At 71.1% G+C, this 7,353-nt stretch carries 7 protein-coding genes; 6 read left to right on the top strand and 1 reads right to left on the bottom strand.

The features are described from left to right. The coding region (locus A3IC_RS0107240) for a phospholipid carrier-dependent glycosyltransferase (protein ID WP_026217969.1) at positions 1–719 on the bottom strand (719 nt) is incomplete at its 3' end. 58 nt (positions 720–777) lie between these two features. On the opposite strand from A3IC_RS0107240, the gene rsmI reads away from it, so the two are divergent. From rsmI to rsmA, 6 genes are all read left to right on the top strand, one after another. Continuing rightward, on the top strand, positions 778–1,644 hold the full coding sequence (gene rsmI / locus A3IC_RS0107235) for a 16S rRNA (cytidine(1402)-2'-O)-methyltransferase (RefSeq protein ID WP_020549395.1): 867 nt from the start codon (positions 778–780) through the stop codon (positions 1,642–1,644). A 342-nt stretch (positions 1,645–1,986) separates the two neighbouring features. Further along, positions 1,987–2,397, top strand: coding sequence for a hypothetical protein (locus tag A3IC_RS68390; protein WP_020549394.1), 411 nt, complete (start codon positions 1,987–1,989; stop codon positions 2,395–2,397). 87 nt (positions 2,398–2,484) lie between these two features. Beyond that, positions 2,485–4,119: a methionine--tRNA ligase gene (metG, locus tag A3IC_RS0107225; RefSeq protein WP_026217968.1), complete on the top strand. Its 1,635-nt coding sequence runs from the start codon at positions 2,485–2,487 to the stop codon at positions 4,117–4,119. 3 nt (positions 4,120–4,122) lie between these two features. Continuing rightward, a complete protein-coding gene (locus A3IC_RS0107220; RefSeq protein WP_020549392.1) occupies positions 4,123–5,019 on the top strand; it encodes a TatD family hydrolase in 897 nt (298 codons plus the stop codon). Between the two features lie 155 nt (positions 5,020–5,174). Further along, the gene (locus A3IC_RS0107215; RefSeq protein ID WP_245599170.1) at positions 5,175–6,335 is read left to right on the top strand and encodes a resuscitation-promoting factor; all 1,161 of its coding nucleotides are present in this window, start codon (positions 5,175–5,177) and stop codon (positions 6,333–6,335) included. Further along, the gene (gene rsmA, locus A3IC_RS0107210; RefSeq protein ID WP_020549390.1) at positions 6,332–7,258 is read left to right on the top strand and encodes a 16S rRNA (adenine(1518)-N(6)/adenine(1519)-N(6))-dimethyltransferase RsmA; all 927 of its coding nucleotides are present in this window, start codon (positions 6,332–6,334) and stop codon (positions 7,256–7,258) included. The genes A3IC_RS0107215 and rsmA overlap by 4 nt, the downstream gene beginning before the upstream one ends. The last annotated feature ends 95 nt before the right edge of the window (positions 7,259–7,353 follow it).

Here is a 7,353-nt window from a genome sequence, read left to right as displayed (position 1 = left end):
CTGGTGTCGTCGCGGTCGATCAGCAGACATCCGAACGCGGCCAGGATCCAGAACATCAGCACCAGGTCGAGCAGCGATGTGCGGCTCATCACGAAGTGCAGGCCGTCGAGCGCCATCAGCAGGCCCGCGACGCAGCCCAGCAGCGTCGAGCGGAACAGGCGGCGGCCGATCCGGCACAACATCAGCACCGACAGGGTGCCGAGCACCGCGAGCGCGAAGCGCCACCCGAACGGCGTCAGCCCGAAGAGTTGCTCGCCCAGCGCGATCGTCCACTTGCCGATCGGCGGGTGCACGATGTACGAGCCCTGGGTCTGCAGCGTGTCGGTCCGACCGGCCAGGATCTGGTCGTTGGCCTCCTTGGGCCAGGTGCCCTCGTAGCCGAGCTTGAGCAGCGACCAGCCGTCCTTGGCGTAGTACGTCTCGTCGAATATCACCGCCCGCGGCTTGCCCAGGTTCCAGAACCGGATGAAACCGGCCAGCAGCGTCACCAGGACGCACGGCAGCCAGCCGCCGCCGGTGTACGGGCTGTTGTCGGTGTACGAGGGCACCAATCGCTCGCGCAACGAGGTCGGCGGCCGGTCCCGGTATCCGAATCGGGCCAGTGACCAGGCCCACCCGCGCGGCTCCGGACGTGCGGCCCCGGCGCTGCCGGGGGACTCCGCATCACCTCCCGGGGGGTGCTTTCGGGTCGGCTGATCGGTCGCCACGTCACTCGTCACCCGTGCATCGTATTGACGCGCGGGCCGACCGGGGCGCGTCAAAGGGGAGGATGGCGCAGTGGAACACGAACAGCACAGCACTCAGGGCGGCGTACTCGTACTGGCCGGCACCCCCATCGGTGACGTGAGCGACGCGCCCGCGCGGCTCGCCGTCGAACTCGGCGCGGCCCAGGTGGTGGCCGCCGAGGACACCCGCAGGCTGCGCAGACTGGCCGGCGCGCTCGGGGTGGAGGTACCCGGACGCGTCGTGTCGTACTTCGAGGGCAACGAGGCGGCGCGCACGCCGGAGCTGGTCCAGGCGTTGCGCGAGGGCAAGCGGGTGCTGCTGGTCACCGACGCCGGCATGCCTTCGGTGTCCGACCCGGGCTACCGGCTGGTCGAGGCGGCGGTGGCCGAGGACATCCGGGTGACCGCCGTACCCGGCCCCTCCGCGGTGTTGACCGCGCTCGCGCTGTCCGGGCTGCCGGTGGACCGGTTCTGCTTCGAGGGCTTCCTGCCGCGCAAGGCGGGCGAGCGCGGTCGGCGGCTGGCCGAGCTGGCCGCCGAGCCACGCACGATGGTCTTCTTCGAGGCGCCGCACCGGCTCGCCGAGTCGCTCGCCGCGATGGCCGAGGCGCTGGGCGCCGACCGTCGCGGCGCGGTGTGTCGCGAGCTCACCAAGACCTACGAGGAGGTCCGCCGGGACACCCTGGCCGAGCTCGCCGAGTGGGCGAAGCCGGGGGTGCGCGGCGAGATCACCGTCGTGGTCGCCGGCGCGCCGCCCGCCGACCCCTCGAAGATCGGCCCGGCCGAGTTGGTCGAGCGGGTGGCCGGGCGCGAGGCCGCCGGGCAACCCCGCAAGGAGGCCATCGCGGCGGTGGCCGCCGAGGTCGGCGTGCCCAAGCGGGTGGTCTTCGACGCGGTGGTCGCGGCCAAGAAGGGCTGACCGCGGGCGCTGCCGGCGCCCGATCGGCGACCGACGCGAAGGTTTCGGCACGCTGCGTACGGGCGGTGAGACGCAGCGTGGCCGTCGGGTCGTGATCGGCCCGAAGCCGGCCCCGAGTCGGCTCGCCTCGACCCGGACGGACGGTCAAGCGCATGCAACGCGGAGGTACGGCACAGCACTCGATTGGGTGATGAGTCTTTCCGGTTCTCCATATTCCGTGTTGGCGCCCGTCAAGGAACCGTATGTGCCGATACGGAAGACCCCCTTCGGGCATTCCATGGATACCGGTCACGGGAAGCCCCCTGAACGAGTCGGTGGGCGCGCCCGTGTGAGGAGGTCGTCATGGAGAACCCGACGGTGGTGCACGAGTCCTACGCCTTCGTTTGCATGTCGTGTGGTCGAGGCTGGGAGCGCGACTACGAGATCCACCACGCGACCGATCTGCACGGATTGCGACTCTGCCGGTACTACTCGGAGGGGGCGCTGGTCCCGTCCCCGTTCACCAAGCCCGCATGCGAGCACTGCGACGGCACCCGCCTGCGCATACTTCCGGCCGGCCGGGTCGCCTCGGCGGCCGGCACCTCGACGGCCAGGGCGGTCAAGGCGGTCGAGGCGGCCAAGCCGATCAAGCCCGTCAAGCCGGTCAAGCCGGTCAAGGCCGCGAAGGCCGCGAAGGCCGAGAAGCCGGCCGGGGTGCCCGCTCCACGCGGGGCCTCGCGGTGGCACCTGCCGTCACTGCACCGCTCCGCCTGAGCCCGCTTCGGGCCGCCCACCCGTCGCCGCCCGCCCCCGCCGATACTCGGGGGCGGGCGTCGTCGCGCCGGCCGTAGGATTCCGGGTATGGCGGCCACTGGAACCACTGACATCACTGCGGGCGAGCGCGAGAAGGCGTTCTATGTCACAACGCCCATTTACTACGTAAATGACGCCCCGCACTTGGGCCACGCCTATACGACCGTCGCAGGCGACGTGCTCACCCGTTGGCACCGCCAGCGCGGCGAGAAGGTGTGGTTCCTCACCGGCACGGACGAGCACGGTCAAAAGATCATGCGCACGGCCGAGGCGAACGGCGTCACTCCCCAGGAGTGGTGCGACAAGCTGGTCACACAGGCGTGGAAGCCCCTGTGGGAGCACCTCGAAATCGCCAACGACGACTTCATCCGCACCACCGAGAAGCGGCACACCGACCGCGTCCAGGAGTTCGTCCAGGACCTGTACGACAAGGGCGAGATCTACAAGGGCGGCTACGAGGGCCCGTACTGCGTCGCGTGCGAGGAGTACAAGGCGCCGGGCGACCTGCTCGACGGCGAGGACGGGCAGAAGTTGTGCCCGATCCACAAGCGCCCGGTGGAGATGCTCAAGGAGGAGAACTACTTCTTCAAGCTCTCCGAGTACGGACCCCGGCTGCTCGAGTTCTACGAGGCCAACCCGGACTTCATCCAGCCGGCCTCGGCGCGCAACGAGGTCCTCCAGTTCGTTCGCCAGGGGCTGCAGGACCTGTCCATCTCGCGGTCCACGTTCGACTGGGGCATCCCGGTTCCGTGGGACCCCAAGCACGTCATCTACGTGTGGATCGACGCCCTGCTCAACTACGCCACCGCGGTCGGCTACGGCGCGGACGAGGCGAAGTTCGAGGGCACCTTCCCGGCGGACGTGCACCTGGTCGGCAAGGACATCCTGCGCTTCCACGCGGTGATCTGGCCCGCGATGCTGATGGCCAACAGCCTGCCGGTGCCCGGCCGGGTGTTCGCGAACGGCTGGCTGATGGTCGGCGGCGAGAAGATGAGCAAGTCGAACCTGACCGGCATCTCGCCGCAGCAGCTCACCGACCACTTCGGCGTGGACGCCTACCGCTACTACTTCCTGCGCGCGATCCAGTTCGGCCAGGACGGGTCCTTCTCGTGGGAGGACTTCTCCGCGCGGTACACCTCGGAGCTGGCCAACGACTTCGGCAACCTCGCCTCGCGCGTGGCGGCCATGGTCGGCAAGTACTTCGACGGCGCGCTGCCCGCCTCCACCGCCGACGGGGACGCCGAGGGCACGCTGCACAGCGCGCTGATCGAGGCCGTGTCGATCGCCGACGACCGGGTCCGGGTGCTCGAATTCCAGGCCGGTCTGGACGCGGTGTTCGGCTACGTGAAGCTGGTCAACGGCTACATCACGGAGCAGGAGCCGTGGAAGGTGGCCAAGGACGACAGCCCCGAGGGCCGGGCCCGGCTGGCCACGATCCTGTACACCTCGGCCGAGTCGCTGCGCGCGCTCGCCGTACTGCTCAACCCGGTGATGCCGGCGACGGCGGAGAAGTTGTGGGACTCGCTCGGTGCCGAGCCGCACCTGGGCCCGCTGGCCGCGCAGCACGTGCAGGACGCGGGTCGCTGGGGGCAACTGCCCGAGGGGGCGACGATCACCAAGGGCGCGATCCTGTTCCCGCGCCTCGAAGAGCAGTCCGTCCCAAGCGAGAAGAAGGACTCCTGAGCCTTGAGCAAGCGCAAGCGTCGGGACGGCGGGGCCCGGGACACCACCCCGCCGCCCGTGCCCGAGCCGCTGCGGGTGCCCGTGTGGGACGCCCATACGCACTTGGACCTCCAGGAGGGGAGCGTGGCCGACGCGTTGTCGGCCGCCGCCGAGGCCGGTGTGGACACGCTCGTCCAGGTGGGTATCGACGTGCCGTCCTCGGTGTGGGCGGCCGAGACGGCCGCCGCCCACGAGCGGGTGCACGCCACCGTGGCGCTGCATCCCAACGAGGCGCCGCGGATCGTGCTCGGCGACCCGGACGGCTGGTCCGGGCAGCGCCGCGCGCCGGGCGGCGGTGCCGCGCTGGACGCGGCGCTCGCCGAGATCGACCGGCTGGCCGCGCTGCCGCACGTGCGCGGGATCGGCGAGACCGGTCTGGACTACTTCCGAACCGGCGACGAGGGTGTGGCCGACCAACAGGAGTCCTTCCGCCGGCACATCGAGATCGCCAAGCGGCACCGCAAGCCGCTGGTGATCCACGACCGCGAGGCGCATGCGGACGTGTTGCGGATCCTGGCCGAGGAGGGCGCACCGGAACGGGTGGTCTTCCACTGCTTCTCGGGTGACGCCGAGCTGGCGAAGACCTGCGCCGAACTCGGCTACGTGATGTCCTTCGCGGGCAACGTGACCTACCCGAGCGCGCAGCCGCTGCGGGACGCGCTCGCGGTCGCGCCGATCGACCTGATCCTGGTCGAGACCGACGCGCCGTTCCTGACCCCGGTGCCGTTCCGCGGCCGACCCAACGCGCCCTACCTGGTGCCGATCACCGTGCGGGCGATGGCCGAGGTCAAGGGCCTGGCCGAGGACGAGTTGGCCGGCGCGCTCGCGGCCAACGCCGAACGTACCTTCGCCCTCGCGTAGTTGCCTCGCCGTTGCCGCCCGTCGCCCGGACGACCGGGGGACGGGCGGCGCACGGTTCGCGCCGGTGTACAGTCCGATGCTCGTCGGGCGGAACAGCGCCCCGGCCCTCCCGGATCACCCCGGACCAGCCCCCTCGGAATCCCCCAGGAGCACCGTTGAGTCGTTCCGCCGGCTCCGCCCGCAGGCGCAACACCGCCCGGGCGGGCAGGGGCGGCAGTCGCCCCGGACCCTCTCTGCGCACCCTCGTTCCGCAGGCCCTCGTGGTCGCCGTCCTGGTCGGCGGCACCACGGCCTTCGTCGCCTACGACAAGACGGTGACGCTCGTCGTGGACGGCGAGGAGCGCACCGTGCACACGTTCGCCTCGGACGTCTCCGGGCTGCTCGGCCGCCAGGAGATCAAGGTCGGCGAGCACGACATCGTCGCGCCCGGGCGCAAGGCGGGCCTGGAGGACGGTGACCGCGTCGCGGTGCGCTACGGCCGACTGCTGACGATGACCGTCGACGGCCGACCCCAGCAGGTCTGGGTGACCGCGAAGTCGGTGTCCGAGGCACTGGAGCAGGTCGGCGTGCGCGCGGACGGCGCGTACCTGTCGGTCTCCCGCGATCTGCCGATCGGCCGGCAGGGGCTCAACCTGGACGTGCGCACCGAGCGGGCGATCACCTTCCTCGTCGACGGCAAGACGGTGCCGCTGCGGACCAACGCGGCGACCGTGCAGGCCGCGCTGGATCAGGCCGGGATCGCGATAGGTCCGCAGGACCGGGTGGACACGCCGACCGACTCCTACCCCCAGCAGGGCCAGACCGTTTCGATCCTGCGGGTCACCGGCAGCACGGTGACCAAGGACGAGAAGATCCCGTTCAAGACCACCAAGCAGGACGACCCGACCCAGTACAAGGGGACCGAGGAGGTCGCCACCAAGGGTGTGGTCGGGCTGCGCCAGATCACCTACTCGTACGAGACGATCAACGGGGTCAAGCAGGAACCGCGCAAGATCTCCGAGAAGGTGGTCAAGGAGCCGGTCACCCAGATCGTCAAGGTCGGCACCAAGGAGAAGCCGGACTCGGTGGCCGGGGCCGACCAGCTCAACTGGGGCGCGCTCGCGCAGTGCGAATCCGGCGGCCGGGCGAACGTGGTGGACGCGTCGGGGACCTATCACGGTCTCTACCAGTTCGACGCGCAGACCTGGCAGTCGATGGGCGGCAGCGGGGTGGCGAGTCAGGCACCCGCCTCCGAGCAGACATATCGGGCAAAGCTCATGTATGTCCAGCGGGGGGCGAGTCCGTGGCCGTTGTGCGGCAGTAGGCTCTTCTCGTGAGTGATCTTCCCGCGGGACCGGGTCTGCTCGGTGCCGCGGACATCCGCGCGCTCGCCGAGGCCCTGGGTGTGCGCCCGACCAAACAGCTCGGCCAGAACTTCGTGATCGACGCCAACACGGTGCGGCGCATCGTGCGCACCGCCGGCGTGCGACCCGACGACGTCGTCGTCGAGATCGGCCCCGGACTGGGCTCGTTGACCCTGGCCCTGCTGGAGAGCGCCGCGCGGGTGGTCGCGGTCGAGATCGACCCGGTGCTCGCCCGGCACCTGCCGACCACCATCGCCGCCCGGATGCCCGAGCGGGCTGCCGACTTCGCGCTCGTGCACGCGGACGCGATGACGGTGACCGAGCTGCCCGGCCCGGCGCCCACCGCGCTGGTGGCGAACCTGCCGTACAACGTGTCGGTGCCGGTGCTGCTGCACATGTTGCAGACCTTCCCGTCCCTGGACCGGCTCCTGGTGATGGTGCAGTCCGAGGTGGCCGACCGGCTGGCCGCGACGCCCGGCGGCAAGGTGTACGGCGTGCCCTCGGTCAAGGCCGCGTGGTACGCCGACGTCAAGCGCGCGGGCGCCATCGGGCGCAACGTGTTCTGGCCGGCGCCCAACGTCGACTCGGGCCTGGTCTCGTTCACGCGCCGCGAGCCGCCCGAGACCACGGCGACCCGCCAGGAGGTGTTCGCGGTCGTGGACGCCGCGTTCGCCCAGCGCCGCAAGACGCTGCGGGCGGCCCTGGCGGGGTGGGCCGGCTCCCCCGCCGGCGCCGAGCAGGCGCTGCGCGCGGCCGGGATCGATCCGCGCACGCGCGGCGAGGCGTTGGGTGTGGAGGCGTTCGCCAGGATCGCCGAGCACCGTCCCGGCTCGGCCGAGCGCACGGCGCCGGGCGACGCCGCACCCGAGGCCGGGCCGAACGAGCCCCGCGACTGAGGGCACGGTGCCGCCGTCGATACCATCGGCGACGGTGCCGAGGAGTTCGCACGGCCCCCGTCCGAAGAGGCCCGGCAGGGCCACGAAGGAGTTCC

The sequence above is a fragment of the Embleya scabrispora DSM 41855 genome (genome assembly GCF_000372745.1).
GTDB lineage: Bacteria > Actinomycetota > Actinomycetes > Streptomycetales > Streptomycetaceae > Embleya > Embleya scabrispora.
Note: the sequence above shows the minus strand (reverse complement) of the source record. Positions and strands in the feature narration are given on the sequence as shown.

Coding starts and splice junctions, on each gene's coding strand:
- A3IC_RS68390 (WP_020549394.1), top strand. CDS start 1,987: ATGGAGAACCCGACGGTGGTGCACGAGTCCTACGCCTTCGTTTGCATG.
- metG (WP_026217968.1), top strand. CDS start 2,485: ATGGCGGCCACTGGAACCACTGACATCACTGCGGGCGAGCGCGAGAAG.